The following is a 25,412-nucleotide window of genomic DNA, read 5'->3' as shown; positions in this document are numbered from 1 at the left end:
CCGCTAGGCGCGGGCGAGTTCCTTCAGCCGGTAGAGGGCGTCGAGCGCGGCGCGCGGGGTGAGGGCATCGAGGTCTAGCCCCGCCAGTTCGGTGCGCACGGCATCGGGCTTTTCCTCCTCGGCCGGCTGGAAGGCGGCGAACAGCGGCAGGTCGTCGAGGCCGGCGGCGAGGCCGCCGGTCTTCTGGCGGCCGGCCTCGAGCTTCGCGAGCACCGCTTTCGCGCGCGCGACCGTAGCGGGCGGGAGCCCCGCGAGCCGGGCCACCGCCAGGCCGTAGCTGCGGTCGGCCGGACCCTCGCCCAGCTCGTGGAGGAGGACGAGGTCGCCCTTCCACTCGCGCGCACGCACGTGGTGCAGGCTCAGTGCCTCGCAGCGCTCCGCCAGCCGGGTGAGCTCGTGATAATGGGTCGCGAACAGGCAGCGGCAGCGGTTGTCCTCATGGATCGCCTCCACCACTGCCCAGGCGATGGCGAGGCCGTCGTAGGTGGAGGTGCCGCGGCCGACCTCGTCCAGGATCACGAAGCTGCGCGGGGTCGCCTGCGCCAGGATGGCGGCGGTCTCGACCATCTCGACCATGAAGGTGGAGCGGCCGCGCGCGAGATTGTCCGAGGCGCCGACGCGGCTGAACAGCCGATCGACCAGGCCGAGCGTGGCGCGGGTGGCGGGGACGTAGCTGCCGGCCTGGGCAAGCACCGCGATCAGCGCGTTCTGGCGCAGGAAGGTCGACTTGCCGCCCATGTTGGGGCCGGTCACCAGCCACAGGCGATTGTCCTCCGACAGGCGGCAGTCGTTGGCGACGAAGCGCCCGCCGGCCTTGGCGACGGCGGCTTCGACCACCGGGTGGCGGCCGCCCTCGATCTCCAGGCAGGCGTGGTCGACCAGGTCGGGGCGTGCCCAGCCGCCCTCGGCCGCGCGTTCGGCGAGGCCGGCGGCGACGTCGATGCGCGCGAGGGCATCGGCGGTGGCGGCGATGGCCTCGCGGTTTCCAAGCACCTGGCCGGTCAGTTCCTCCAGATGCGCGGCCTCGGCGGCGAGCGCATGGGCGCCGGCCTGGGTGACCTTGAGCGCGACCTCGTGCAGTTCGGGCGCGTTGAAGCGGACGCAGCCGGCGAGCGTCTGGCGATGGGTGAAGCCGCTGTCGGCCTTCATCAGCGCGTCGGCGGCGCGGGCCGGCACCTCGATATGATAGCCGAGCACGCCGTTGTGGCGGATCTTGAGCGCGTTGACGCCGGTGCGGGTGCGGAACTCCGCCTCCAGCGCGGCGATGGCGCGGCGGCCACCGGCGCCGGTGGCGCGGAGATCGTCAAGCGCGGCGTCATAGCCCTCGGCAATATAGCCGCCGTTGGCGGCGTCGATCGGGGGCGAGGGGACGAGCGCGCGGCTGAGCAGCTCGACCAGCGCGCCGTGGCCGCGGAGAGCCGGCACCAGCTGGCCGAGCAGCGGCGGTGCGTCGGCGAGCTGTTCGAGGCGGTCGCCCAGCGTGCGCGCGCCGTCGAGGCCGTCGCGTAGCTGGCCCAGGTCGCGCGGGGAGCCGCGGCCGGCGGCAATGCGGCCGAGCGCGCGGCCGACGTCGGGAAGCGCGCGCAGGGCGGAACGCACGCCGTCGCGCAGGCCGGGATCGTCGTGGAAGCGGGTGACGGCGTCGAGCCGCGCCTCGATTGCGGCACGGTCCATCAAGGGTGCGGCGATGTCGGCACCCAGCAGGCGTGCGCCGGCACCCGTGACGGTGCGGTCGACCGCGTCGAGCAGGCTACCGCTGCGGCTGCCCGAGGTGGTGCGGGTGAGCTCCAGGCTCTCGCGGGTGGCGGCGTCGACCGCCATGCACTGGTCGTTGCGCGACACCAAAGGCGGGCGGAGGAAGGGCAGGCTGCCGCGCGCGGTATGCTCGAGATAGGCGACGAGCCCGCCCGCCGCAGCCAGGCCGGCGCGGCCGAAGCTGCCGAAGCCGTCGAGCGTGGCGACGCCGAACAGCGCCTTCAGCCGCGCCTCGCCGGCGGCGCTGTCGAAGTCGATGCGGGGGCGCAGACTGGTCGCGATCTCGGCAAAGGCGGAGGCCTCGGAGGCGACCACCTCGGCGGGGGCAAGCCGCGCGATGGTGGCGGCGAGCGCATGGGCGTCGGTCTCGATCAGCTCGAAGCGGCCGGTGGAGACATCGGCCGCGGCGATCGCGACCTCGCCGCCGGCTTCGCCGACCGCCACGCACCAGTTGGCGGCGCGCGCGTCGAGCAGCGCTTCTTCGGTCAGCGTGCCGGCGGTGACCACGCGCACGATCGCGCGGGCGACGAGCGCCTTGGAGCCGCCGCGCTTCTTGGCTTCCTCGGGCGTCTCCACCTGCTCGGCGATGGCGACGCGGTGGCCGGCCTTGATCAGCCGCGCCAGATAGCCCTCGGCGGCGTGGATCGGCACGCCGCACATCGGGATTTTCGCGCCCTCATGCTCGCCGCGTGCGGTGAGCGCGATGTCGAGCACGGCCGCGGCGATTTTGGCGTCGTCGTGAAACAGTTCAAAAAAGTCGCCCATGCGGTAGAACAGCAGGCAGTCGGCTGCTTCGGCTTTGAGCGCGAGATATTGCGCCATCATCGGGGTGGGTGCTGGAACGGCAGGCATGCGCGCGTGGGTAGCCGAAGAAGCGACCGGCGTCATGCCCGGGCTGCGGTGGGGTGACGGAGGCGAGGATGCGTCCTAAGGGCAGAGCCATCAGTGCGGGAAGGTTGCAGATGGCAGAAGAATCGAACGTCCAATTCTCCGAGCGCGAGGCGCTGCTGTTCCACTCGGAGGGACGGCCGGGAAAGATCGAGATTATCGCGTCGAAGCCGATGTCGACGCAGCGCGACCTGGCGCTTGCCTATTCGCCGGGCGTCGCGGTTCCGGTGCGCGCGATCGCGGCCGACCCTGCCACCGCCTATGACTATACCGCCAAGGGCAACCTGGTTGCGGTGATCTCCAACGGCACTGCCATCCTGGGTCTTGGCAACCTGGGCGCGCTCGCGTCCAAGCCGGTGATGGAAGGCAAGTCGGTGCTGTTCAAGCGCTTCGCCGACGTCGATTCGATCGACATCGAGCTGAAGACCGAGGACGTGGACCGCTTCATCGACGCGGTCGAGCTGATGGAGCCGACCTTCGGCGGCATCAACCTGGAGGACATCAAGTCCCCGGAATGCTTCATCATCGAGCAGACGCTGCGCGAGCGGATGAACATTCCGGTGTTCCACGACGACCAGCACGGCACCGCCATCATCGCCGCAGCGGGCCTGATCAACGCGCTGTACCTGACCAAGCGCAACATCGCCGAGACCAAGGTGGTGATGAACGGCGCGGGTGCCGCGGCACTCGCCTGCGCGGACCTGGTGAAGGTGATGGGCGTCCGGCAGGAGAACTTGCTGATGGTCGACCTGGACGGCGTGCTCTACCAGGGGCGCGAAGCCGGCATGAACCAGTGGAAGTCGGCACATGCCGTCGCCACCGACAAGCGCACGCTCGCCGAGGCACTGGACGGTGCCGACGTGTTCATGGGCCTGTCTGCGGCGAACGCACTTCCGGCCGAGCTCCTCAAGAAGATGGCGCCGAACCCGATCGTGTTCGCAATGGCGAACCCCGATCCGGAGATCACCCCGCCGGAGGCGAAGGCCGCGCGCCCGGACGTGATCATCGCCACCGGTCGTTCGGACTATCCGAACCAGGTTAACAACGTGCTGGGCTTCCCGTTCATCTTCCGCGGCGCGCTCGACGTGCGCGCGACCACGATCAACGATGCGATGAAGGTCGCCGCCGCACAGGCGATCGCCAAGCTCGCGCGCCAGCAGGTGCCGGAGGAAGTGGCGGCCGCCTATGGCGTGAAGCACAGCTTCGGCCCGGAATATATCATCCCGGCGCCGTTCGACCCGCGGCTGATGGAGCTGGTGCCCGCCGCCGTCGCCCAGGCGGCGATGGATTCGGGCGTGGCGACCAAGCCGATCCTCGACATGGACGCCTATCGCCACACGCTGCGCGGCCGGCTCAACCCGACCACCTCGGTGCTCAGCCTCGCCTATGAGGGCGCCAAGGCGCACCCGAAGCGCGTCATCTTCGCCGAGGGCGAGGAAGAGGTGGTGCTGCGCGCCGCGATCAACTTCCGCGAGGGCGGCTATGGCACGCCGGTGCTGGTGGGTCGCGACGACGTGTACGATCGCCTGCGCGCGCTGGGCGTCACGGACCCGGAGACCTACGAGGTTCACAACAGCCGCCATTCGCCGCTGGTGCCGCAGATGGTCGACTTCCTCTACGCGCGCCTCCAGCGCCGCGGCTATCTGCGTCGCGATTGCGAGCGGATGGTGAACCAGGATCGCAACATCTTTGGCGCGCTGCTGCTGCAGCTGGGCGAGGGCGATGCGATGATCACGGGCGTCACGCGCACCTATGCGCAGACGATCCGCGAACTGCGCCGCGTGATCGATCCCAAGGAAGGCCGCACGCCGTTCGGCATCCATGTGCTGGTGGGGCAGAGCCACACGGTGTTCATCGCCGACACCACGGTCAATGAGCGCCCGAACTCCGAGGAACTGGCCGACATCGCCGAGGCGACCGCGCAGGTCGCGCGTCGCATGGGCCACGAGCCGCGGGTCGCGTTCCTGAGCTACGCCAACTTCGGCAACCCCGAGGGCAAGTGGCTGGAGCAGCTGCGCGGGGCCGTCGGCGTGCTCGACAAGCGCGAGGTGAGCTTCGAATATGAGGGCGAGATGACGCCCGACGTGGCGCTCAACCCGCGCCAGCTGGCGAACTATCCGTTCGCGCGCCTGTCGGGCCCGGCCAACGTGCTGATCATGCCGGGCCTGCAGTCGGCCAACATCTCGGCCAAGCTGCTGCGCGAGCTGGGCGGCGACGACATGATCGGGCCGATGCTGATCGGCATGGAGAAGCCGGTGCAGATCGCGCCGATGACGTCGACCGCGAGCGAGCTGGTGACGCTGGCGGTGCTGGCGGCCGGGGGCATGGTCGACGGCTGATCCTTCGGGGGAGGGGCTGCGGTTGCGCGGCTCCTCCCGCCGATGGTGGGGGGACCGGAGGCCGCTCGCCTTCCTCGTTTGTCGTGCTCCCGCGAAGGCGGGAGTCCAGGGTTGCCGAAGTGCGGCCTGGCTTGCTCTGCTTGGCCCTGGATCCCTGCCTGCGCAGGGATACGGCGGGGGTCCGGGCTGGCCTTCCGCGTCTCTCCGCCGCTCCCATGCTGCGCGCCTCACACACGAAAATGCCCGCCGGAGAGACTCCGGCGGGCACCTTTCCTCCCCAGGAACGGGTGGGCGGGGCTCTAGGCCCTGCCGAGACGGTGATCGGAGTGCCGGACGGCAAGATCCGCTGCGTCGGCGACACGACCTTGTCACGTCCTTTACAGCTGCACCCCGAAGTTGCCGGACCCATTTGCCCCACGGCCGCGCCTTTCAGAAGCACGCGCGCGCTGCAAAAGGGGTCACGGAGTGGAAGTGCTCGCCCCGGCAGCAGTGATGCTGTAAAGACTTCACAGAAGATGCCGGGGAGAGCGGGATGGCGGAGCGCAAGCTGCTGGCGGGACATGCGGTTCGGCGGGTGCGGCGGCAGGCGGGGCTCACCCAGGCGGCGATGGCCGAACTGCTCGGCATTTCGCCCAGCTACCTCAACCTCGTGGAGCGCAACCAGCGTCCCTTGTCGGCGGCGTTGCTGGTGCGGCTGGCCGAGCGCTTCGACTTCGATCCGCGCACGCTGACCAGCGGCGAGCCGGCGGGCGGGGTCGATGCGCTGCGACGGCGGCTGGCCGATCCGATGTTCGCGGACCTGGAGATCGACCGCCACGACGTCGCCGAGTGGCTGGCGAGTGCGCCCGGCGGGGCGGAGGCGTTCGCGCGCGTGTTCGACCGGCTGGGCGGGGCGGCGGGGGCCGCCGGGGCTGCGCCCGCGGCCGACGACCCGCAGGTGCTGGTGCGGCGCGAGGTGGAGCGCTGGCGCAACCATTTCGCCGAACTCGACGAACTCGCCGAGGGCGTGGCGGACGAGCTGCGCCAGTCGGCAGCGGACCTTGGTGCCGCGCTCGCCGAGCGGCTGCGGGTGCGCCACCAGCTTTCGGTGCGGGTGCTGCCGGCCGAGGTGCTGCCGGACCGGCTCTATCGTCTGGACCTCCATGCGCGCCAGTTGCAGCTGTCGGAGCTGCTGGGCCCGGCGCAGCGCTTGCAGCTGCTCGCGCGGCAGATCGGGCAGAGCGAGGCGCGGGTGCCGGTAGAGGCGCTGGTGCGCGGCGCGGGCTTCACCGACCGGGCGGCGGAGCGGCTCTACCGCCGCCACCTGCTGGGCTATTTCGCGGCGGCCGTGACCATGCCCTATGCGCGGTTCCTGCGCGCGTGCGAAGCGACCGGCTATGACGTGCCGCTGCTGGCGCGGCGGTTCGGCACGTCGTTCGAGCAGGTGGCGCATCGGTTGACGACACTCGGGCGGGTGGGCGCGCGGGGGCTTGCCTTCTGCCTGCTGCGGATCGACCGGGCGGGGCAGGTGTCGAAGCGCTTTGCCGGGATGAGCGGATCGCCGGTGGCGGACGCCGCCGGGCTCTGCCCGCTGTGGAGCGCGTTCGAGGCGTTCGCCCGGACCGATGCGGCGGTGACCCAGCTGGTGGAACTGGAGGACGGCAGCCGGTGGTTCAGCTGGGCGCATGTCGTCCACCCGGCGGTGGGCGAGGTGGCCGGAGTGCGCGTGCGCTTCACGATCGCGCTGCTGCTGGGGGCGGACCAGGCGCGCGGCTGGGCGGCGGCGCGGGGCACCGATCTTGGCGGCGAGGCGGTGGGGATCGGTCTCGGCTGTCGCGCCTGCACGCGGCGGGACTGCGGCCAGCGTTCGGCACCGCCCGTCGGACACGCGCTGCTGGTCCACGAGCGCGAGGGCGGGGTGACGCCGTTCGCCTTCGCCGGGGACTGACCGACACAAGTTGCTAACATTTTGACGCTATTGGGGATTGCATGACCGATACCCCTTCCCGCGGATGCGGTGCCTGCCGCGACGGGCGGGCGCTCGACTTTCCCATCTCCATGGCCTTCCAGCCGATCGTCGACCTGCGCACGGGGCGGCCCTGGGCCTATGAGGCGCTGGTGCGCGGTGCCGAGGGAGAGGCCGCTGCGACCGTGCTGGCGCGGGTGACGCCGGAAAACCGCTATGCCTTCGACCAGCAGTGCCGGGTGGCAGCGATCGAGAGCGCGGTGGCGGCCGGGTTGCTGGAGACGGGGGCGCGGCTGTCGATCAACTTCCTGCCGAACGCCGTCTATTCGCCCAAGGCCTGCATCCAGCTGACGCTGCGGACGGCGCAGGCGACCGGGCTTCCAACCGACCGGCTGATGTTCGAGTTCACCGAGAACGAGCGGATGGCCGATCCGGCGCATGTGCTGGATATCGTCGAAACCTATCGCGAGATGGGGTTCACGACCGCGCTGGACGATTTCGGCGCGGGCTATGCCGGGCTCGGGCTGCTTGCGCGGTTCCAGCCGGACGTCATCAAGCTCGACATGGCGCTGCTGCGCGGCGTGGACGCGAGCGAGCCGCGCCGGATGATCGTCGACGCGATGGTGGGGCTGTGCCGCAGGTTGGGCGTGACGGTGATCGCGGAAGGGATCGAGACGCGCGGTGAGCTGGACGCGGTGCGCGCGCTCGGCATCGAGCTGGTGCAGGGCTATCTGCTGGCCAAGCCGGCGTTCGAGGCGCTGCCGGAGCCGGTGCTGGTCTGAGCGTGGGGAGCTAGGTGGTCCTCATGAACGGATCGTTCGAGAACCCGGATGATTTCGCTGCGGATCTGAAGAGGCGGAGCGACGCGGCAAAGGGTCTGGAGAAGGACCTCCTGACGGAGGTGCCTCTGCTCTACGGGTCGCCGGGCCGGAGGGAGCCGCACGGTGATCCCGGAATCTTCATCGCCCGGATGCACCGGCAAGACATGCAGCGGCGCAACGGCGGCGGCGCACCCCCGTCGACGAGGAGGCGACAGGGTGTGTCGCTCCCCTTCGAGCGCATGATAGCGGGTTTCGCTCTCGTGCTTGCGGTGCTGTTCTTCCTCCTCGACTAGCGGCGGCGTGGACGGACCACGTCTGCCTTCCGTCCAGACATCCGAGGCGAAGGCGTTGTACGCCGTGCTCTCGCAGGCGCCGCAGATAGCCCGGGTTCAAGGGCCCGTACGTCGAGGGAGGCCGTGCCGGTACCCCCGAACGGCTACGGCAGGAAACGCCCATACCCAGACGTTCAGGGCCTCAATCCACGTCGCCGAAAGCCACCGTCCGTTCAGCGCCCCCTTTCCCATTCTCTCCATCTCCGCGCGGCAGCCTCAGGAGAGCAGTCGGGAACAGATACCGGGAATGCATGTACGCCCGCAGCTCGCAGCGCGAGCGGCTAGACGCTTTCCCAACCCGCGTCCGAAGTCGGGAACGACGTAGCTCGCCTGTTATGACCCGGTCCCGCCAAGTGCCTGAACAGATCGGCCACGCTTGCGGGGGCGGCAGCGCCGAAGAACAGCTCTTGGTTGCGAGCAGACATGTGCGCGATCTCGCCGCTCCTAAGAAACAGAGCAGTCTCGTAGGTGGTGAGAGCGGTGCCGAGATCGTCAGGACTTGCGGCGATTGATTGTCCGAGGTGCGCGCCGTCATACATCGCAAGGTTGGCACCTTCGCCGGCGAACGGCGACATGAGATGTGCCGCGTCGCCGACCAAGGTCACGCCATATCGCCGGGCCCATCGGATACCGGGAGGAAGCGCGTAGATTGGACGGGGTGTCGGTTTGGCGACGCTGTCGGTGATGAAGCGGGTGAGGTGCCGTGCCCAGCCCGAGAACCGCTCCGCGATCACGGCTAGACCGGCATGAACGTCGGTAAAATCGATTGCTCCAATCCAGCCCTCCGGCTCGTTCAGCGCGGCATAACCTGCAACGCTGCCGTCGGCGTTGCGGTGGACCAGGATGCCCCGGCCGGGCGCCACCGCCATCAGCGTGCCGGTGCCGATCGCTGCGATGCTTGCCGCGTGGCGGCTATCGCTGGCGCCAAGCCCTACCTCGACAAAACAGGTGCCCGAGTAAGTGGGCTTGGCATCGATCAAGAGCGGCCGGACCTTCGACCAGGCGCCATCCGCGCCGACGAGTAGATCGGCCGTGGCATGGGTGCCATCGGCGAAAGCAATCGCGTGCCGGCCATCTTCAAGCGGCGTCACGCTCGCGACCTTGTGGTTCCACCGGATCGTGCCTTCGGGAAGCGAGTCGATCAGCATGGCACGAAGCGCCCCTCGATCGACCTCCGGCCGAGACGACGAGGCGCCGGGATAATCGAACAGGATGTTCCCATCCTTGTCCATGACGCGCTTGGCGTCCTCGCCCGGGCGGACGAGGAGCAGGAAATCACCGTACAGCCCAGCGGCCCTGATCGCGCGCTGACCGCTGTCGGCGTGGATGTCGAGCAGCCCGCCCTGTTTCCGGGCAGAAGACGAGGCCTCGCCCTCGTAGATCGTGACCTTGATGCCATGCCGATGAAGTACACGGCCGAGCATGAGTCCGCCGAGGCCGGCACCGATGATGGTTATATTCTTTAGCATGGTGCGCTCCACTGATCGCAGCATCGTTCGATGCTGGCGGTTAGTTTGGAGACGCTGGTCAACCATGCGACCGCACGGGAAGACGTGTACGCGGCACCGCGCAGAGATATTACATCAACCGCACGCAACCGTTTTTCGCGACCGGTGCATGATACGAGAATCGCTCATATTCGGCAAGATCATGGTGTAGCGGGCGACCAGCGATGCCCGAAACACCATCGTTTTCGGGAAGGCAGCGATTCCTACTGCCGCCTGAAAGCGGACAGTCTGCAATCCACCCAACTTCCGACCGTCGCAGTGGAGGAGAAAAGCGCCGCCGGTCGCCGCGGAAAGTCTCTGCCCAAGAGCCGAAAGCGCCGGGCGTTCCTCTGGCTTTCCGGGTCGGGGCGTATTCGGAAGACGGGGAGTGCCGGGACCGGCGCCCATCGCGGCCGAAGCAATCAGGCGCGTGCGGATGCGTCCGACGGCGCCATGCGGGTGCAGTTTCGACCGCTCGTCTTTGCCTCGTACAGATGCTTGTCCGCGCGGGAGAGCCAGGCCTTGGGCTCCTCCATCTCGCCACATTCCGCGACGCCAACGCTGGCGGTCACCGAGATGCGGTGCCCGCCCGGCATCTCGAAACGGTGGTTCTGGATGGCTTCGCGCAGCCGTTCCGCCGCCACGAAGGCGTCTGCCGCGCCGGTCTCGGGCAGGAGCACGCCGAACTCTTCCCCGCCCAGACGCCCGTAGACGTCGGCCGGGCGAAGCACCTTGGCGATCAGCTGGCCCATCTGTCGCAGAACGTCATCGCCCGCAGGATGTCCGAAGCTGTCGTTGATCGTCTTGAAGTGATCGATGTCCAGGATCGCGAGCGAACTCGGCCGATGATACCGCCTGTGCCGGGCGATCTCGCGGCCGAGTTGTTCTTCGAACCCCCGACGGCTCAACGCGCCGGTCAGGAAGTCCGTGCTCGCAATCAGGCGCAACTCCATCTCGTCGCTGACGATGTTGGCGAAATTGCTCAGGATCGCGATGTCGGCAGGGCTGAAACGGCGCGGCTTCGTGTCCATCGCGCACAGCGAGCCCACATTATAGCCCTCCGGCGTCCGGAGCGGGACACCCGCGTAGCTGCGGATGCGCGGCCCCCCTTGCACGAGCGGATTTCCCGCGAAGCGCGCGTCGAGATGCGTGTCCTCGATGATGAGAGGCTCGGCCTGCTGGATCGTGTACGTGCAGATCGAGATGGAGCGAGCCGTTTCCTGAACCTCCAGGCCGCGCTGCGCCTTGAACCACTGGCGATCCCTATCGACGAGGGAGACGGTGGCGATCGGGACGGCAAGGACCGTCCGCACCAGGGTGACGATCTTCTCGAACGGCTGCTCGGGCGGCGTCTCGAGGATCTGCAACCGTCCGAGTGCGGCGAGCCGGCCTTCGTCGTCTGCCAGCTTCGGCTCAGTCACCGGACCGCTCCCGGACCAGGGCGCGAATCGCCGCCGTGAGCTCGCTACGGTAGCTGTCGAGAAGCTGCGCGACGCTTGCCTCGATGATCTCTTCCCCCACGCCGGCGGCGCGCAGGCTCTCCACCAGCGCCAGAAGGTGGGCCTGGTGACGTGCCACGCTCTCTTGGAGCTCCGGCGGAACGGGGCCGGTGATCAACGGCTCCGACGCGCCGGCGGACGAAGATGGTGAGCTTGGATCGGATAGGCTGGCCATTCCGCCATTATAGGGGAGGAAAGCGCGACGCCTAGTACCGTGCGGCGCTTGCTCCACCGAGGCCGTGCATGCCCGACGGCAGTCCGAACTTAGCGGCGGCGACGCTCTCCGCCAGGATGCTGAAGACGCGGCAGAAACCGGATAGCGGTAGACTGGCGGACCCGCGGGTGCCGTCCTCTAGGTTCACTTCTGCCTTCTCGACGCGGCGACGATGGCCTTGTAGAGGGCCGGCGCGGGCTTCGAGGTGATGATTGCCGCAAGGCACTTCGGCACTGCGGCGCCACCGGTCGAGGAAGCTAGGGCGAACAGACGAAACTCGTTCGGGCCATACGGAAGCCAGCGAAAAAAACCGTCCTCTTTAGTCGTCCGGTTGATCGATTCGGGTTCCAAAAGGACGATCCCGGGCCGCCCTTTCAGCGGTAGCACGATGTCCACCTCCTGCCGTCGCATGTCTGGCCCGCTTTCGCTTTCGCGTACGAAACCGAATCCGACCCGCACGCTGCCGTCGAGGATCGTCTCGGCCGCCTCCTCATTCGACATCGCGGCGATGGCTGTCCTGTCGCAGGAAGTCGCGGCTGCAGGGCAGGACTGCGCGATCATGAGGGCGCTGAATAGGGTCGCCGCGGTACGAGGATGTGTGACGACGGAGCGGAGGGCATTCTTCATTCGGGCAGGATAGCACCGATTCCATCTCTCTCCATCGCGGTGGCGGAGAGACCCTCCGCTCTGCGGTTCAGCGCTCGATCTAGAAGCGTTCACTGGCAGGTCCATGACCTGGAATCTTCCGATCAGTCCCGCTCCGCCGTCGTCGGCGGCAAGGCTCCTGGGCGCTGCCGTCGTTCTGCTGAGCTCTGGATTCCTGCCTGCGCGGGGATACTGCGAAACAGGGGGCGCTGTCCTATTGGTCGCACCCGTATTCCTGCGCAGGCAGGAATCCAGGGCCAAGTAGACCAACGACTGGCGGTGCTTGGGGCCCTGGGCTCCTGCCTTCGCAGGAGCACGGTCAGGGGTTTCGCAGCTGTTCGCCTAAACGGGGATGCGGTGGGCTACGGGGAGCGGTCGTCAGGCGCCGGCGTTGGTGAGGCGCTCGAGTTGGTCCTTGCTGAGGTCCAGGTCCCAGGAGCCGGTCAGTTCCTCGACCTGCTCGACGCTGGTCGCGCTGGCAATCGGGGCGGTGACGCCGGGCTGGGCGGCGAGCCAGGCGAGCGCGATCTGGGCGAGGGTGGCGCCGGTCTCCGCGGCGATCGCGTCCATCGCGGCCAGCACCGCGGCGCCCTTGCCCTCCAGCAGCTCGGCCATGCCGCCGCCGCGCACGCTCTTCGACAGGTCGTCGCGACTGCGATACTTGCCGGTGAGGAAGCCCGAGGCGAGGCCGTAATAGGGCGTCACCGCGATGTTGTGCTCGATGCACAGGTTCTGAAGCTCGCCCTCGAAGCGGTGGCGGCTGACGAGGTTGTATTCGGGCTGGAACACGTGGATCAGCGGCAGCGCCTCGCGCACGGCGATGTCGATCGCCGACTTCAGCCGCATCGCGTGGAAGTTGGACGCGCCGATCACACGGACCTTGCCGGCCTCGACCAGCCGGGCAAAGGCGGCGAGATAGTCCTCCTGGGGAACCGCCTCGTCGTCCTGGTGGGCGAAATAGACGTCGATGCGATCGGTGCCGAGCCGCTGGAGCGAGGCTTCGACGGCAGCGGCGATCCGCGCCGGCGCGAGCTTTTCCCCGCCTTCGCCCGGCAGCATGCCGACCTTGGTCGCGAGCAGCACCTGGTCGCGCTTGCCGGTGGCGCGCAGCCACTCGCCGATCACCGCCTCGGACTCGCCGCCCCGGTGGCCGTCGACCCAGGCGGAATAGACGTCGGCGGTGTCGATCATCCGCCCGCCGCGCTCCACAAAGGCGTCGAGGACGCGGAAGCTCGTGTCCTTGTCGGCGGTCCAGCCGAAAACGTTGCCGCCCAGCACCAGCGGCGGGGTCTCGAGGTCGGTGGGGCCGAGGGGGCGAGGGGTCATGGCCTGTCCATCTGATTGTCGGCGGCGAGCGCCGCGGCGCTCACGCTGTTGGGGCCAAGCATCTCGGCCGCTTCGTTGAGGGCGCGCGCCTCGTCCGGGCGGATCGCGCCGGGCGCCGCGTCCTCCGGCCCGCCGCAGCCGGCGAGCGCCAGCGGGGCGAGCAGGAGGACGAGGAACCGCATCGCGTCAGTGCTGGAGGTCGTTGCCGGCATGCTCCAGATGCTCGCCGGTCTCGCGCGTACCGCGGTCGATCGCGCGACCCGCATCGTCGGCAGCGTTGCCGATCGCGGCGCCGGCGCGGTCGATGCCGTTCTCCGCCGCGTCAAAGGCGCGATCGCTGGCGGCCGCCACGTCGTCGACGGCTTCGCCCATCGTGGCGTTGGCGTCGGCCGCGATGGAATCGGCTGCCTGGCTGGTCTCGTTCTGCGCCTTGTCGCTGCAGGCGGAGAGGGCGAACGCGGCGGCGGCGATCGGAAGCAGAATGGCCTTCTTCATCGGGGGTTCCTCTTTCCTTGACCCTGAAATCATCCGCGGCGCGAACGCACCGGGGGCAGGGTTGTTTCCCTGCCGCAACGGGCGCGTGCAAGCCGTGGCGCGGCGTTGACCCCATATAAAGAAATCTTTATATCACCGGGCATGGCTCCCGCCCTCGACATCTTTCGCGCGCTTGCGGACGCGACCCGGCTGCGCATCGTGGCGCTGCTGCGCTCGATGGAGCTGTCGGTGGGCGAGCTGGCGCAGGTGCTGGGGCAGAGCCAGCCGCGCGTGTCGCGCCACGTGAAGATCCTGGTCGACGCAGGGCTTGCGGAGCGGCGCAAGGAAGGCAGCTGGGTGTTCGTGGCGCTGGGCGACGAGGCGCGGATCGCGCCCGTGCTCGCCGCGATCGATGCCTGGACGGGTGAGGGCGATCCCTGGACGCTGGCCGACACGGCGCGGCTCGCGGCGGTACGCGCCGACCGCGCGCAGGCGGCGGCCGCCTGGTTCGAGGCGCATGCCGGCGAGTGGGACGCGATCCGATCGCTCCACGTCGCCGAGAGCGAGGTGGAGGCGGCGTGTGCGCGGGCGCTGGGCGCGCAGCCGATCGGAACGCTGGTGGATATCGGTACGGGTACCGGCCGGATGCTGGAGCTGTTCGCGCCCCAGGCGGCGCATGCGCTGGGCGTCGACCGCAGCTCGGAAATGCTGCGGCTGGCCCGTGCCAAGCTCTCCGAGCGCGGGCTCGACAAGGCGGAGCTGCGCCAGGCCGATTTCTACCGGCTGCCGCTGTCGGACGAGGATGCGGACGCCGCGATCCTGCACCATGTGCTGCATTTCGCGCAGCACCCCGGCGCCGTGATCGCCGAAGCCGCGCGCGTGCTGGCGAACGGAGGGCGGTTGCTGATCGTCGATTTCGCGCCGCACGAGCGCGAGGACCTGCGCACGCGCGACGCGCATGCGCGACTTGGATTTTCGGACGAGCAGATGCTCGGCTGGTTCGCCGCGGCCGGGCTCGCGCCCGTGCAGACGGAGACGCTGGAAGGCGGCGAACTGACGGTGAAGCTGTGGCTGGCGCGTAAGGTTGGCGCCACCCGGGTGGAGAAGCAGGCGGCATGACGATTTCGGTGAACCAGCTCGAGGAAGCGCGCCGCGCGCTCGATGCGCCGCTGTTCGCGGACATGGCGGGCGACGCTGCGGTGTCGTTCGAGTTCTTCCCGCCCAAGTCGGCGAAGATGGAAGAGACGCTGTGGGAGGCGGTGCGTACGCTGGAGCCGCTCGGCCCGCGCTTCGTGTCCGTCACCTATGGCGCGGGCGGATCGACGCGCGAGCGCACCCATGCCACCGTCGCGCGCATCCAGCGCGAGACCAGCCTGGCCGCGGCCGCGCACCTGACCTGCGTCGAGGCGAGCCGCGACGAGATCGACCAGGTGGCCGAAGAATATTGGGCCGCGGGCGTGCGCCACATCGTGGCACTTCGCGGCGATCCGCCGGTGGCGGGCCAGAAGTTCCAAGCGCATGCGCAAGGCTACGCCAATGCCGCCGAGCTGGTGGCGGGCCTCAAGAAGCTGCACCCGTTCGAGATCTCGGTCGCCGCCTATCCCGAGTGCCATCCGGATTCGGGCACCAAGGTGGAGGACCTGGACAATCTGAAGCGCAAGCTGGATGCGGGCGCGACGCGGGCGATCACCCAGTTCTTCTTCACGCCCGAGGCGTTTTTCCGCTTCCGCGACGCGGCGACCGCGGCGGGCATTTCGGCCGAGATCGTGCCGGGCATCCTGCCCGTTTCGAACGTCGCGCAGACGCGCAAGTTCGCGGGCATGTGCGGGGCGGCGATCCCCGACTGGATGGACCGGCTGTTCGAGGGGCTGGACGACCATCCCGCCTCGCGCCAGCTGGTGGCGGCGACGATCGCGGCGGAGATGTGCCGCCGGCTCTATGCGGGCGACGTGCGCCACTTCCACTTCTACACGCTCAACCGCGCCGAGCTGAGCTATGCGATCTGCCACCTGCTGGGGTTGCGGCCGAACAAGGCGGCGGGCGCGGTGGCGGCTTGAGGCGCTTCGCCGCTTCGCACGGCATGCCGAAGTTGTTTCGGCATCCATCGTGCAGCAGGCGGCGGCGACACGTGCGGATTGATGGACCCCGAACCAGGTTCAGGGCGACGAGAGAAGGTTGAAGGCATGACTCCCCGCGAAACCCTGCTGGCCGAGGCCGCCAAGCGCGTGCTGATCACCGATGGCGCGTTCGGGACCGAGATCCAGAACTGGAAGCTGTCGGAGGCCGACTATGCCGGCACGCTTGGCCTCTCGCACGACCAGAAGGGCAACAACGACATCCTCGCGCTGACCAAGCCCGAGGTGCCGGAATCGATCCATCGCGCCTACTTCGAGGCCGGAGCCGACATCGCCGAGACCAACACCTTCTCCGCCAACCGGATCAGCCAGGCCGACTATGGCGCCGAGCATCTGGTGCGCGAGATCAACGTCGAGAGCGCGAAGCTCGCCCGCCGCATCGCCGACGAGTTCCAGGCAAAGGATGGCCGCCCGCGCTTCGTCGCCGGCGCGATCGGGCCGACCAACAAGACGCTGTCGCTGAGCCCCGACGTCAACGACCCCGGCTTCCGCGAGATCGACTTCGATTATCTGAAGGACGTGTACCGCGAGCAGATCGATGCGCTGGTCGAGGGCGGCGCGGACTTCGTGCTGATCGAGACGGTGTTCGATACGCTGAACGCCAAGGCCGGGATCATGGCGGCGATCGAGGCGGGCAACGCGCTGGGCCGCGACCTGCCGATCATGCTGTCGATGACGCTGACCGACCTGTCCGGGCGCAACCTGTCGGGGCACACGGTCGAGGCGTTCTGGCATGCGGTGCGCCATGCGCGACCGCTGACCATCGGGCTCAACTGCTCGTTCGGCGCCGAGCAGCTGCGGCCGCATGTGAAGACGCTGTCGCAGATCTGCGACACGCTGATCATGGTCTATCCCAATGCCGGGCTTCCCAACGAGCTCGGCGCCTATGACGAGGCGCCGGAGACGACCGCGGGGCTGGTGCGCGACTGGGCGGAGAACCGCCAGGTCAACGTGCTGGGCGGTTGCTGCGGATCGACCCCGGCGCACATCCAGGCGATTGCCGAGGCGGTGCGCGAACTGCCGCCGCGCAAGATCCCGACGCCGGAAGTGCGAACGCGGCTTGCCGGGCTCGAGCCGTTCACCATGGCGGCGTGAGGTCTGAAATCCTCCCCCGGAGGGGGAGGGGGACCAGCGAAGCTGGTGGAGGGGTGTCCCCCCACGCGCATACCGGTCCGTTTGTTGCAACTACCCCTCCACCGCCTTCGGCGGTCCCCCTCCCCCTGTGGGGGAGGATCGAGAGAAGAAGACCATGACTCAGTCCTCCACCAGCTTCGTCAACATCGGCGAGCGCACCAACGTTACCGGCTCCGCGCGCTTCAAGAAGCTGATCATGAACGGCGACTATGCCGCCGCGATCGAGGTCGCGCTCCAGCAGGTGGAGGCGGGCGCGCAGGTGCTGGACGTCAACATGGACGAGGGGCTGCTCGACGCGCACCACGCCATGACGACCTTCCTGAAGCTGATCCAGGCAGAGCCCGACATCGCCCGCATCCCGGTGATGGTCGACAGCTCCAAGTGGGACGTGATCGAGGCGGGGCTGAAGTGCGTGTCCGGCAAGCCGATCGTCAACTCGATCAGCATGAAGGAAGGCGAGGAGCTCTTCCTCGAGCACGCCCGCAAGTGCATGGCCTATGGCGCCGCGGTCGTGGTGATGGCGTTCGACGAGGTCGGCCAGGCCGACACCCAGGCGCGCAAGGTCGAGATCTGCGAGCGCGCGTACAAGCTGCTGGTCGGCATCGGCTTTCCCCCTGAGGACATCATCTTCGACCCCAATGTGTTCGCGGTGGCGACGGGGATCGAGGAGCACAACAACTACGGCGTCGACTTCATCGAGGCGTGCCGCGAGATCAAGGCGCGCTGCCCACACGTCCATATCTCGGGCGGCTTGTCGAACCTCAGCTTCTCGTTTCGCGGCAACGAGCCGGTCCGGAAAGCGATGCACTCGGTGTTCCTGTACCACGCGATCCCCGCGGGCATGGACATGGCGATCGTCAACGCCGGCCAGCTCGAGGTCTATGACCAGATCGAGCCCGAGCTGCGCACGGCCTGCGAGGACGTGATCCTCAATCGCGATCCGGATGCGGGCGAGCGGCTGGTGGCGCTCGCCGAGCGCTTCCGTGGCACCGATGCCGTGGCGGAGAAGCAGGCGGCCGAGTGGCGCAGCTGGGGGGTCGCCAAGCGGCTGGAACATGCCTTGGTCAAGGGCATCGACGCGCATGTCGTCGACGACACCGAAGAGGCGCGCCAGCTGTTCGCGCGGCCGATCGAGGTGATCGAGGGTCCTTTGATGGACGGCATGAACGTCGTCGGCGACCTGTTCGGATCGGGCAAGATGTTCCTGCCGCAGGTGGTGAAGTCCGCCCGCGTGATGAAGAAGGCGGTGGCGCACCTGCTGCCGTTCATCGAGGCCGCCAAGGAGCCCGGCTCCAAGGGCAAGGGCAAGGTCGTGATGGCGACCGTCAAGGGCGACGTCCACGACATCGGCAAGAACATCGTCGGCGTCGTGCTCCAGTGCAACGGCTTCGAGGTGGTCGACCTGGGCGTGATGGTGCCCTGGTCCAAGATCCTGGAAGCGGCGAACGAGAATGACGCCGACATGATCGGCCTGTCGGGCCTCATCACCCCCTCGCTCGACGAGATGGTGACGGTGGCCGAGGAGATGAAGCGCGCCAAGATGGTGATGCCGCTGCTGATCGGTGGCGCGACCACGTCGAAGGTGCATACCGCGCTGCGCATCGCGCCGGCCTATGATGGGCCGGTGGTGCATGTGCTCGACGCCAGCCGCGCGGTGGGCGTGGCGACGACGCTGGTGAGCGACACCCAGCGCAACGACTATGTCGAGAAGGTCGCCGCCGATTATGCCGCGGTACGCGCCGCGCGCGAGGGCAAGGGGCAGAGCGCGCTGCTGCCGATCGCCGATGCGCGCGCGGCCGGCTTCGTCGCCGACTTCGCGCAGAAGCCGGCGGCTCCTGCGCAGCCCGGCATCCACCAGTTTGACGACTGGGACCTCACCGACCTGCGCGGCTATATCGACTGGACGCCGTTCTTCCGCGCCTGGGAACTGGCGGGCAACTTCCCGGCGATTCTGGACGACGAGATCGTGGGGGAGAGCGCGCGCGGCCTGTACGAAGACGCGCAGAAGATGCTCGACACGATCATCGCCGAAAAGTGGCTGACGGCGCGTGGCGTGGCGGGGCTGTGGCCGTGCCATCGCGACGGCGACGACATCGTGGTGCGCACCCGCCACAGCGACGACCAGGTTAGCCCGGACGGCGCGCACTTCCCGGCCGACCTGCACACGCCGGATCTCGATCCGACCAACGAGGCGAGCGTGCGGCTTCCGATGCTGCGCCAACAGATCGCCAAGCGCGAGGGGCGGGCGAACATGTGCCTGGCCGATTTCATCGATCCGGCCGGCGACTGGTTTGGCGGCTTCGCGGTCGGCATCCACGGCATCGACGCGCACATCGCCCGCTTCAAGGCGGCGCATGACGATTACAACGACATCCTGCTCAAGGCCCTGGCGGATCGCCTGGCCGAGGCGTTCGCCGAGCGGCTGCACCAGCATGTCCGCACGACCCTGTGGGGCTATGCGCCCGACGAGCAGCTGACCAACGAGGCGCTGGTGCGCGAGCAGTATCGCGGCATTCGCCCGGCGCCGGGCTATCCCGCCTGCCCGGAGCATAGCCTAAAGCCCATGCTGTTCGACATGCTGGGCGCGGGCGAGCGCGCCGGGCTGGTGCTGACCGAGAGCTTCGCGATGCTGCCGACGGCGGCGGTGTCGGGCTTCTATTTCGGCCACCCGGACAGCCAGTATTTCGGCGTGGCGCGGATCGGGCGGGACCAGCTGGAAGACTATGCCCGGCGCCGAGGGGTGAGCGTGGAGCAGGCGGAGCGCTGGCTGCGGCCGAACCTGGACTGACGTCGCCGCTCGGAACCGTGCTCCCGCGAAGGCGGGAGCCCAGGAGCCGCAGGCGATGGCGTCTGTGGCCTTGGACTCCCGCCTGCGCCTGACTTGCGAGACAGCGGCCGCCGTTCTTTGGTCACACCCGTATTCCTGCGCAGGCAGGAATCCAGGGCCAAGCAGACCAACGACTTGCGGTGCCTGGAACCCTGGGCTCCTGCCTTCGCAGGAGCACGGTCCGTGGTTTCGCAGAGGTCCCGCCTGCGCGGGAGTACGCTTAGGCCGGCTGCAACACCGCCGTGCGCTTGCGCTCCAGCGCCACCGAGACCGCCCAAATCGGCAGGCCGGCGAGCGCCAGCACCGCGCCGATCGCGCCGGTCGACTCCCAGCCCCAGCCGGCGGCGATCGCCATGCCACCCACCCAGGGCCCAATCGCGTTGGCGAGGTTGAGCGCGGAGTGGTTGAGGGCGGCGGCCAGGCTCTGCGCCTCGCCCGCCACGTCCATCAGCCGGGTCTGCAGCACGGTCCCGAGCGCACCGCCCAGGCCGATCAGGAACACGCACGGGATGATCGTCCACAAGGATGCCGCGGCAAAAGTGTAGAGCGCCAGCATCGCCGCGCTCCACAAGAGCGTGAAGGCGACCGTCGGCATCAGCGCGCGATCGGCGAAGCGCGGGACGATCAGGTTGCCCGCGGTCATGCCGGTGCCGAACACCGCCAGCACCACCGGCACGGTCGCCGCGGAGACGCGCGTCACCTCCAGCAGGGTGGAGGCGACATAGGTGTAGACGCAGAACATGCCGCCGAAACCGACGGCGCCGATGCCGAGCGTCAGCCACACTTGCGGGCGGGCAAGCGCACGCAGTTCGGCAAGCGGGCTCGCGGTGCGATCCGCCTTGTCGCGCGGGGCAAGCGCCACCAGCAGCGCGACGGTGCCGAGCGCCAGCACCGCGACCACGCCGAAGCCCCAGCGCCAGCCGACCGTCTGCCCGAGCGCATTGGCGGCCGGCACGCCCAGGATGGTGGCGACCGTCAGCCCCAGCATCACGCGCCCGACTGCCTGGGTGCGCTTCTCCACCGGTACCAGCGAGGCCGCGACCAGCGAGGCCGCGCCAAAATAGGCGCCGTGCGGCAGGCCGCTCAGGAAGCGGAAGACCAGCATCCAGCCGTAGGTGGGCGCCAGTGCGCTCAGCCCGTTGAACAGCGCGAACGAGCCCATCAGCGCGATCAGCAGCGCGAAGCGCGACATGCGCGCGCCGAGCACGGCGACGAGTGGCGCGCCAACCACCACGCCCAGCGCATAGGCGCTGATGACGTGGCCGGCGACCGGCTCGGTGATGCCGAGGCCGGGGGCGAACAGCGGCACCAGGCTCATGGCCGCGAATTCGGTCGTGCCGATCGCGAAGCCGCCGGTGGCGAGGGCGAGGTGCACCAGCGCGACACCGCGCGTGGAAGCAGGAGGGGAGGAAGCCATCGTCGCGCAAATGGGTGATGCTGCACTGCAGCGCAAGCGCAGCCGCCGCAACGCTGCTTTGCCTAAACGCAAGCAGGTCGGGCGGGCTGCCCTCGACGCCCGCCGGCCCAGGCGCTAGGCCGCGTCGCGTGACCGATGCCCCTCTTCGCCTGCGGCTCGATGGCGCCGCGCTCGTCCACAACTGGCAGGCGCTTGCCGAGCGTAGCGGCGCGGCCGCTTGCGGTGCCGCCGTGAAGGCCGACGGCTATGGCCTGGGTTCGCGCGAAGTGGTCCGCCGGCTGAGCGAAGCCGGGTGTCGCGACTTCTTTGTCGCCACCTGGGCCGAGGCGGAGGCGATCGCCGACGTCGCGCCCGCGGTGTCGGTGCTCCACGGCCTGCGCGAGGAGGATCTCGCCGGGGCGCGCCGCTGGCCGCATGTGCGCCCGGTGCTCAACACGGAGCGCCAGATCGCGCGCTGGCGCGACAGCGGTGGCGGCCCGTGTGACGTGATGGTGGATACCGGCATGAACCGGCTGGGCGTGCGCTGGGATGCGCCGGACGCGGTGTTCGAGGGCCTGGAGATCGAGACGCTGGTCAGCCACCTCGCCTGCGCGGACGAAGACCATCCGCTGAACGCGGCGCAGCGTGTGCGCTTCGCCGCAGCCGCGGCGCGGGTGCCTGCCAGGCGCTATAGCCTTGCCAACAGCGCGGGCATTTTCCTGGGCGGCGACTATCGCTTCGACCTGACCCGGCCGGGCCTGGCGCTCTATGGCGGCATTCCGTGCCCGGCGGCAGAGGGCGTGATCCGGCAGGTGGTTTTTCCGGAGGCGCAGGTGCTCCAGCGGCGGCGCATGCGGGCCGGCGAGGCGGCGGGCTACAACGCGACCTATGTGGCGCCGGCCGACCAGGAGCTGGCGGTGCTCAACATCGGCTATGCCGACGGATACGGCCGCGGGTTCTCCGACACGGGGACGGTGTTCGCCGGCGACATCGCCTGCTCGGTACGCGGGCGGGTTTCGATGGACTTGCTGATCGTCGATGTGTCGGCCGCCGACGTCGCCGAGGGTGACTGGCTGACGATCGACTATGCGCTGGAGCGCGCCGCGGCGGCATCCGGCCGGTCGCAATATGAACTGCTGACCGGCCTTGGCCGTCGGTTCGACCGGGTCTGGCGCTAGGCCAGACCCGCGCGCGGCCTTACGGCCGCTCGACGCACATCGCGATGCCCATGCCGCCGCCGATGCACAGGGTGGCAAGTCCCTTTTTCGCGTCACGAGCCTGCATCGCGTAGAGGAGCGTGGTGAGCACGCGCGCGCCCGAGGCGCCGATCGGGTGGCCGATCGCGATGGCGCCGCCGTTGACGTTCACCTTGTCCGCGTCCCAGCCCATGTCCTTGCCGACCGCGAGCGCCTGCGCCGCGAACGCCTCGTTCGCCTCGATCAGGTCGAGGTCGTCGACGGTCCAGCCCGCCTTTTCGAGCGCGCGGCGTGAGGCGGGGACGGGGCCGATGCCCATGATCGACGGATCGACGCCGGCGGAGGCCCAGCTGCGAATCGTCGCGAGCGGGGTGATGCCGCGGCGCTTCGCCTCGTCGGCGGACATCACCACCAGGGCGGCGGCGCCGTCGTTGATGCCGCTGGCGTTGCCGGCGGTGACGGTGCCGTCCTTCTTGAACGCCGGGCGCAGGCCGGACACCGCGTCCAGCGTGGCGCCGGCGCGGATATATTCGTCGTCGGCGACGATCGTGTCACCCTTGCGGCCCTTGACCGTCACCGGCGCGATCTCGTCCTTGAAGCGGCCCTCGCTGCGCGCCTGTTCGGCGAGGTTCTGCGAGCGGACGGCGAACGTGTCCTGGTCCTGGCGGCTGACCTCGTACTGCGCGGCCAGATTCTCGGCGGTGATGCCCATGTGATAGCCGTTGAAGACGTCGGTCAGGCCGTCCTTGATCATGGTGTCGACCAGCGCGACGTCGCCCATCTTGGAGCCGGCACGCAGCGCCTGGGCGTGCGCCGACAGCGACATGCTCTCCTGGCCGCCCGCGACCACGATCGAGGCGTCGCCGGTCAGGATCGCCTGATAGGCAAGCGCAACCGTGCGCAGGCCCGATCCGCAGACCTGGTTCACGCCCCAGGCGGGCACTTCCTTGGGAATGCCGGCGGCCATCGATGCCTGGCGCGCGGGGTTCTGCCCCTGTGCGGCGGTGAGCACCTGGCCCAGGATCACCTCCGACACGTCTTCCGGCGCGACGCCGGCCTGCGCGAGCGCGGCCTCGATCGCCTGGCGGCCGAGTTCGTGGGCGGGGGTGGTGGCAAAGGCGCCGAGGAAGCTGCCGACCGGGGTTCGCTTGGCGGCGGCGATCACGATCTCGGTCATGCGGCAGAGTCCTCTCAGGTGCGGCCGCCCTCGTGCGGCGCTTTGCGCCTATCTAGGCGCGGGGACCCGGCTAATCCAGTCGGCGAGTGGCTGCCAGAGCAACGCGGGCGCGCGGCTGCCCACCACCATGCCGACATGGCCCGCGGCGACGGGGTGGTGGTCGGGCAGGCCGGCGGCGCTTGGTGCCGGCACGATGCGGTCGCCCTGCGCCACGAAGTCGATCGCCGGGCAGGCGAGTGCGCCGGGGGCGACCGTGCGGCCGCCAGGCTGCCAGCGGCCGCTGCCCGGCAAGTCGTCGCCAAAGAAGCCCTCGAACAACTGGCGCCCGGCCGCATAGGTGAGCGGTGCCCCCGAATTGGCCCAATCTTCGAGCGCGACAAAGGCCTGCGCTTTCGCGCTGCCGGGATCGAGGGTGCCGAACGCCTCGAACTTGGCGACGGTGCGGGCGGGGTCGAGCCGCCAGAAGCCGGATTGCAGCACCTCCATCGGCACCAGCCCCAGCGCCGCGCAGGTCGGCTCGGCCGCCTGCCACAGCGCGGCGATGCGCGCGCGCGCGCCGGTGCCGAAGCCGGCGAAGTGCCAGGGTGCGGCGATCAGCGCGATCCCCGCGACCGGCCGGAGTGTTGCGGCCGCGAGCGCAAGCGTGCCGCCCAGGCAATAGCCGACCAGCACCGGCGGCTCGGGCAGCGCATCGAGCAGCGGCAGCAGCAGGCCGGTCACGTGCGCGTCGACGTCCTGGTCGCGATCGGCGGGCGCGGGCGTACCCCAGTCGACCAGCAGCGGGCGCATGCCCTGGCCCGCCAGCCAGCGCAGCAGCGAATTGTCCGGCGCGAGATCGAGCACGAAGGGCGGGTTGATGAGCGAGGGGACGAACACCACCGGCCGGCCGGGCCCGGCACCCTGGCCATAATCGTGCAGCGTCGCCCGTCCGTACCGTGCCAGCACCGCCGGCGCGGGCGGTCGCGGGGGGCGCGGCGCCTGCTGGAACGCGCGGAGGCCGGCCAGTGCTGCGGCGCGGCGATCGGGGGCATCCGCCGTCTCCGACTGCAGCATCTCCAGGAAGAGCGGCAGCGGACGCGGCCCGCGTTGCAGCGCGGCAGAAAAGGGTGATATTGTCGAGTCAGACATTTCAGGGGTTCTGCATGAAAAAGACTGTGTCGGATGGCGGGCCCGTCATCATCAAGAAATACGCCAACCGGCGTCTCTACAACACCGAGACTTCGTCCTACATCACGCTGGACCATCTCGCGGCGATGACCCGCGAGGGTCGCGACTTCAAGGTGGTCGACGCCAAGTCGGACGACGACATCACCCACAATGTGCTGACGCAGATTATCATGGAGGAGGAAAGCCGCGGGCAGACGATGCTGCCGGTGAGCTTCCTGCGCCAGCTGATCGCGCTGTACGGCGATTCGATGCAGGCGATGGTGCCCGGCTATCTGGAAGCGTCGATGGACAGCTTCCGCCGCAACCAGGAGCAGTTCAAGTCGGCGGTGGAGGGCGCGTTCGCCAATTCGCCGTTCGCCAACACGCCCTTCGCCGAGATCGCGAAGCGCAACATGGCGATGTTCGAGGCGGCGACCGCGGCGTTCAAGACCGGCGCCGCCAACGACAGCAGCGTCCCGGCGCCTACCGCGAACGAGGGCGGCGAAGGCGAGATGCAGGCGCTGCGCGCAGAGCTCGCCCGCTTGCAGGAAAAGGTCGACAAGCTGGCCAAGTGAGCCGGTTTCCCGGGGCAAGAACGGCGCGTCAGCCGTCCGCCGCCCCAGGGCTTCGTCGTGCTCCTGCGAAGGCAGGAGCCCAGGGTCCCGACCACCGCCCA

General features: G+C 69.2%; 21 protein-coding genes. 10 read left to right on the top strand and 11 right to left on the bottom strand.

Annotation, left to right across the window (positions count from 1 at the left end):
- Positions 1 to 3: 3 nt before the first annotated feature.
- Positions 4 to 2,580: a DNA mismatch repair protein MutS gene (gene mutS, locus ABDZ92_RS06425; protein WP_125961632.1), complete on the bottom strand. Its 2,577-nt coding sequence runs from the start codon at positions 2,578 to 2,580 to the stop codon at positions 4 to 6.
- A gap of 137 nt (positions 2,581 to 2,717) precedes the next feature.
- Between mutS and ABDZ92_RS06420 the strand changes: the two genes are divergently transcribed.
- The 4 genes from ABDZ92_RS06420 (at position 2,718) to ABDZ92_RS06405 (ending at position 8,041) form a co-directional block, all read left to right on the top strand.
- The gene (locus ABDZ92_RS06420) at positions 2,718 to 4,982 is read left to right on the top strand and encodes an NADP-dependent malic enzyme (protein WP_125961555.1); all 2,265 of its coding nucleotides are present in this window, start codon (positions 2,718 to 2,720) and stop codon (positions 4,980 to 4,982) included.
- Positions 4,983 to 5,514: 532 nt separating this feature from the next.
- Entirely contained in the window at positions 5,515 to 6,909 is a 1,395-nt protein-coding gene (locus ABDZ92_RS06415; RefSeq protein ID WP_125961556.1) for a helix-turn-helix domain-containing protein, read from the top strand.
- A gap of 41 nt (positions 6,910 to 6,950) precedes the next feature.
- On the top strand, positions 6,951 to 7,709 hold the full coding sequence (locus ABDZ92_RS06410; protein ID WP_272695129.1) for an EAL domain-containing protein: 759 nt from the start codon (positions 6,951 to 6,953) through the stop codon (positions 7,707 to 7,709).
- 23 nt (positions 7,710 to 7,732) lie between these two features.
- Positions 7,733 to 8,041 (top strand): hypothetical protein, encoded by a 309-nt coding sequence (locus ABDZ92_RS06405; RefSeq protein WP_125961557.1) that lies wholly within the window; start codon positions 7,733 to 7,735, stop codon positions 8,039 to 8,041.
- A 320-nt stretch (positions 8,042 to 8,361) separates the two neighbouring features.
- Here the strand turns inward: ABDZ92_RS06405 and ABDZ92_RS06400 are convergent, their stop codons facing one another.
- The 7 genes from ABDZ92_RS06400 to ABDZ92_RS06370 all read right to left on the bottom strand — a co-directional run bounded on the left by ABDZ92_RS06400 (position 8,362) and on the right by ABDZ92_RS06370 (position 13,746).
- Positions 8,362 to 9,615: an FAD-dependent oxidoreductase gene (locus ABDZ92_RS06400; RefSeq protein ID WP_241211926.1), complete on the bottom strand. Its 1,254-nt coding sequence runs from the start codon at positions 9,613 to 9,615 to the stop codon at positions 8,362 to 8,364.
- Positions 9,616 to 9,989: 374 nt separating this feature from the next.
- The gene (locus ABDZ92_RS06395) at positions 9,990 to 10,988 is read right to left on the bottom strand and encodes a GGDEF domain-containing protein (protein WP_125961558.1); all 999 of its coding nucleotides are present in this window, start codon (positions 10,986 to 10,988) and stop codon (positions 9,990 to 9,992) included.
- Positions 10,981 to 11,145, bottom strand: coding sequence for a hypothetical protein (locus ABDZ92_RS06390; protein ID WP_272695128.1), 165 nt, complete (start codon positions 11,143 to 11,145; stop codon positions 10,981 to 10,983). Before ABDZ92_RS06390 ends, ABDZ92_RS06395 begins: the two co-directional genes overlap by 8 nt.
- Positions 11,146 to 11,424: 279 nt before the next feature.
- Positions 11,425 to 11,841: a hypothetical protein gene (locus ABDZ92_RS06385; protein WP_125961559.1), complete on the bottom strand. Its 417-nt coding sequence runs from the start codon at positions 11,839 to 11,841 to the stop codon at positions 11,425 to 11,427.
- A gap of 462 nt (positions 11,842 to 12,303) precedes the next feature.
- Positions 12,304 to 13,251: an aldo/keto reductase gene (locus ABDZ92_RS06380; RefSeq protein WP_125961560.1), complete on the bottom strand. Its 948-nt coding sequence runs from the start codon at positions 13,249 to 13,251 to the stop codon at positions 12,304 to 12,306.
- On the bottom strand, positions 13,248 to 13,433 hold the full coding sequence (locus ABDZ92_RS06375; protein WP_132883039.1) for a hypothetical protein: 186 nt from the start codon (positions 13,431 to 13,433) through the stop codon (positions 13,248 to 13,250). The genes ABDZ92_RS06380 and ABDZ92_RS06375 overlap by 4 nt, the downstream gene beginning before the upstream one ends.
- Positions 13,434 to 13,437: 4 nt before the next feature.
- Positions 13,438 to 13,746, bottom strand: a complete 309-nt coding sequence (locus tag ABDZ92_RS06370; RefSeq protein WP_206432228.1) for a hypothetical protein — start codon at positions 13,744 to 13,746, stop codon at positions 13,438 to 13,440.
- 141 nt (positions 13,747 to 13,887) lie between these two features.
- On the opposite strand from ABDZ92_RS06370, the gene ABDZ92_RS06365 reads away from it, so the two are divergent.
- The 4 genes from ABDZ92_RS06365 (at position 13,888) to metH (ending at position 19,782) form a co-directional block, all read left to right on the top strand.
- The gene (locus ABDZ92_RS06365; protein ID WP_125961562.1) at positions 13,888 to 14,844 is read left to right on the top strand and encodes an ArsR/SmtB family transcription factor; all 957 of its coding nucleotides are present in this window, start codon (positions 13,888 to 13,890) and stop codon (positions 14,842 to 14,844) included.
- Positions 14,841 to 15,782 carry a methylenetetrahydrofolate reductase [NAD(P)H] gene (gene metF, locus ABDZ92_RS06360; protein WP_125961563.1) on the top strand — a complete coding sequence of 314 codons (942 nt, stop codon included), beginning with the start codon at positions 14,841 to 14,843 and terminating at the stop codon, positions 15,780 to 15,782. Before ABDZ92_RS06365 ends, metF begins: the two co-directional genes overlap by 4 nt.
- Before the next feature lie 126 nt (positions 15,783 to 15,908).
- Positions 15,909 to 16,955 carry a homocysteine S-methyltransferase family protein gene (locus ABDZ92_RS06355; RefSeq protein ID WP_125961564.1) on the top strand — a complete coding sequence of 349 codons (1,047 nt, stop codon included), beginning with the start codon at positions 15,909 to 15,911 and terminating at the stop codon, positions 16,953 to 16,955.
- Positions 16,956 to 17,109: 154 nt separating this feature from the next.
- Positions 17,110 to 19,782, top strand: coding sequence for a methionine synthase (gene metH, locus ABDZ92_RS06350; protein WP_125961565.1), 2,673 nt, complete (start codon positions 17,110 to 17,112; stop codon positions 19,780 to 19,782).
- Positions 19,783 to 20,041: 259 nt separating this feature from the next.
- Here the strand turns inward: metH and ABDZ92_RS06345 are convergent, their stop codons facing one another.
- On the bottom strand, positions 20,042 to 21,238 hold the full coding sequence (locus ABDZ92_RS06345) for an MFS transporter (protein ID WP_125961566.1): 1,197 nt from the start codon (positions 21,236 to 21,238) through the stop codon (positions 20,042 to 20,044).
- A gap of 128 nt (positions 21,239 to 21,366) precedes the next feature.
- On the opposite strand from ABDZ92_RS06345, the gene alr reads away from it, so the two are divergent.
- Complete coding sequence (gene alr, locus ABDZ92_RS06340) at positions 21,367 to 22,395, top strand: alanine racemase (protein WP_241211928.1); 1,029 nt, start codon at positions 21,367 to 21,369, stop codon at positions 22,393 to 22,395.
- A gap of 19 nt (positions 22,396 to 22,414) precedes the next feature.
- On the opposite strand, the gene ABDZ92_RS06335 is transcribed toward alr, so the two are convergent.
- Both ABDZ92_RS06335 and ABDZ92_RS06330 read right to left on the bottom strand, forming a co-directional pair.
- The gene (locus tag ABDZ92_RS06335) at positions 22,415 to 23,590 is read right to left on the bottom strand and encodes an acetyl-CoA C-acetyltransferase (RefSeq protein WP_125961568.1); all 1,176 of its coding nucleotides are present in this window, start codon (positions 23,588 to 23,590) and stop codon (positions 22,415 to 22,417) included.
- 48 nt (positions 23,591 to 23,638) lie between these two features.
- A complete protein-coding gene (locus ABDZ92_RS06330) occupies positions 23,639 to 24,718 on the bottom strand; it encodes an alpha/beta hydrolase (protein WP_125961569.1) in 1,080 nt (359 codons plus the stop codon).
- A gap of 14 nt (positions 24,719 to 24,732) precedes the next feature.
- On the opposite strand from ABDZ92_RS06330, the gene phaR reads away from it, so the two are divergent.
- Complete coding sequence (phaR, locus tag ABDZ92_RS06325; RefSeq protein WP_125961570.1) at positions 24,733 to 25,311, top strand: polyhydroxyalkanoate synthesis repressor PhaR; 579 nt, start codon at positions 24,733 to 24,735, stop codon at positions 25,309 to 25,311.
- The last annotated feature ends 101 nt before the right edge of the window (positions 25,312 to 25,412 follow it).

Source organism: Sphingomonas molluscorum (assembly GCF_039522995.1).
GTDB classification, from domain to species: Bacteria; Pseudomonadota; Alphaproteobacteria; order Sphingomonadales; family Sphingomonadaceae; genus Sphingomonas; species Sphingomonas molluscorum.
Note: the sequence above shows the minus strand (reverse complement) of the source record. Positions and strands in the feature narration are given on the sequence as shown.